Origin of the sequence: Brevundimonas sp., assembly GCF_031082345.1 — a bacterium.
Taxonomy (GTDB): Bacteria; Pseudomonadota; Alphaproteobacteria; order Caulobacterales; family Caulobacteraceae; genus Brevundimonas.
On the sequence record NZ_JAVHLH010000366.1, the window covers coordinates 1 to 1964 of the forward strand.

At 70.0% G+C, this 1964-nt stretch carries 1 protein-coding gene; it reads left to right on the top strand.

Annotated elements, in window-relative coordinates; all coding sequences use genetic code 11:
* Positions 1 to 224 precede the first annotated feature (224 nt).
* Complete coding sequence (locus tag RDU12_RS15360; protein ID WP_308685508.1) at positions 225 to 1478, top strand: dipeptidase; 1254 nt, start codon at positions 225 to 227, stop codon at positions 1476 to 1478.
* The last annotated feature ends 486 nt before the right edge of the window (positions 1479 to 1964 follow it).

Here is a 1964-nt window from a genome sequence, read left to right on the forward strand (position 1 = left end):
ACGCCCTCCCCTTCGACGGGATGGGCAGGAGTCTATCCCGGGGTCTTCCTACGGCGCGTTCGTGACGCTGACGAAGAGGCGATGTGGAGGGAAAACAGGGGGTTGGGTCTGAAAAGTTTGATGGCTGAACATGAACTTGCAGCGCAGCAATTGGCGTTCATGCCCCCATTGACGCCCCGCCATCCTCTGCCACTGTCCGGCGTCGCCGCTTTCGGGAACCCACCATGATCCGCGCCCTTCTGTTGTCCACCGCCGCCCTGCTCACGGCCGCGGCCCCCGCAGCCGCCCAGGACGAGGCCGCGGCCCGTCGGATCCTCGAGCGGACGCCGTTGATCGACGGGCACAACGACCTGCCGTGGGCCTTGCGTCAGGTCTATGGAAACGACCCGCACGCTGTCGATCTGACCGCCAATCTCGAGGCGACGACCCGGCTTCACACCGACATCGCCCGCCTGCGCGCCGGCGGCGTCGGCGGCCAGTTCTGGTCGGTCTATGTCCCGGCCAGCCTGACCCCGGTCGAGGCGGCCAAGGCCACGTTCGAGCAGATCGACACGGTCAAGCGCCTCGTCGGCGCCCACCCGGACGTGTTCGAGCTGGCGACGACCGCCGACGACATCCAGCGCATCCATCGCCGCGGCCGGATCGCCTCGCTGATCGGCATGGAGGGCGGCTATTCCATCGCCGATTCGCTGGGCCTGCTGCGCGAGTTCCACGACGCGGGGGCGCGCTACATGACCCTGACCCATTCGGCGACCACGAGCTGGGCCGACAGCGCCACCGACGCCCCGAAATGGGGCGGGCTCAACCCCTTCGGCGAAGAGGTGGTCCGCGAGATGAACCGTCTCGGCATGATGGTCGACCTGAGCCATGTCTCGGAAGAGACGATGATGGACGCCATGCGGGTGTCCGAAGCCCCGGTGATCTTTTCCCACTCCTCGGCCCGGGCGGTGACGGGCCATCCGCGCAACGTGCCCGACTCCGTGCTGCGCCAGATGGCCGGGGACGGCGGGGTGGTCATGGTCACCTTCGTGCCGGGCTTCGTCAGCGAGACGGTGAGGGCCTGGAACGCGGCGCGCTCGGCCGAGGACGCGCGGCTGACGTCGCTGAACCCGGGCGACCCGGTCGCGGCGACCGCGGGCCTGCAGGCGTGGATGGCGGCCAACCCTGCGCCCCGGGCCGGGATCGCCGATGTCGTGGCTCACATCCAGCACGTCCGCGATGTGGCCGGCATCGATCACGTCGGCCTCGGCGGCGACTTCGACGGCGTCGGCAGCCTGCCGGACGGGCTCGCGGGGGTCGACGCCTATCCGCGCCTGCTGGCCGCCCTGATGGCGAACGGCTGGAGCGAGGCCGACATCCGCAAACTGGCCGGGGAAAACCTGCTGCGCGTCATGCGCCGGGTGGAAGCCGTCGCGGCGGACAAGCGCGGCGAGCGGCCGAGCCTGGCGGCCCTGCCCGCGGACGGCGCGCCGGAGTGATGAGAAAGTCGCCCAGCGACGAATGGCGCTGGACCCCGTCGCACGCGCGATGGAGCTACTATCGATGGCTGTCATCGACCATGAGCGCGGTCGGAATCTTCATGGCGGTTGTCGCTGTGCTCATATTCGGGAGCCTGGCGTCGACGTCAGACCTCGATAGCGCCGGCATGATATTCGCCGCCCTCTTCATTACAGGCTCCGTGGCCGTCGGCGCCGGAGCGTTCCGGGTGTATCGCTGGCTGGGACGCCGGGAACCGCCGGGAGATGGGCGCGCGCCGGGATAGCCCACAGCGCTCCCGAAATCGGGGGGCGGGTGCGCGACGTCCTGCCGCGTTGCCTGGCGTCCGCCCGAGGCCGAAGGCGAGCCATGGACCCGAAGGGACGCCCGTCAGCAGGATTCGCGGCGACGCTGCTCGCCCTGCTGTTCGCTGTCGTCCTGCGGGGCCTGATTCCGGCCGGCTACATGCCGGACGCCGGCGCCGGCGG

What these genes read in the sequence shown, in the direction of transcription:
- RDU12_RS15360 (WP_308685508.1), top strand. Translation starts at nt 225, where the DNA reads ATGATCCGCGCCCTTCTGTTGTCCACCGCCGCCCTGCTCACGGCCGCG.